Below are 321 nucleotides of genomic sequence, written 5' to 3'. Positions count from 1 at the left end.
GGCATTGGGCCCTCGGCGCTGACGGAGGCCATGGGCATGCTCAACCACCATTTCGCAGCAGCCGCCTGATCGGCGCAGAGCGACAGCCTACCTCTGACTGCCGCCAATCTTTGCAACAGAGCCCTCAATAACGTGATCGAGGCCGATCACGGAAAGCTCAAGATACTGATCAAGCCGGTGCGCGGTTTCAAATCGATCCCCACGGCCTATGCCACGATCAAGGGATTCGAAGTCATGCGAGCCCTGCGCAAAGGACAGGCTCGCCCCTGGTGCCTGCAGCCCGGCATCAGGGGCGAGGTGCGCCTTGTGGAGAGAGCTTTT

At 61.1% G+C, this 321-nt stretch carries 1 pseudogene; it reads left to right on the top strand.

Annotated elements, in window-relative coordinates:
* Positions 1-123 precede the first annotated feature (123 nt).
* Positions 124-321 (top strand): annotated as a pseudogene (locus ACF8PE_RS00025) (DDE-type integrase/transposase/recombinase); the annotation flags it as partial.

Source organism: Leclercia sp. GLN_9, from assembly GCF_043105735.1.
GTDB lineage: Bacteria > Pseudomonadota > Gammaproteobacteria > Enterobacterales > Enterobacteriaceae > Enterobacter > Enterobacter adecarboxylatus.
This window is presented reverse-complemented; position numbering and strand designations above follow the sequence as displayed.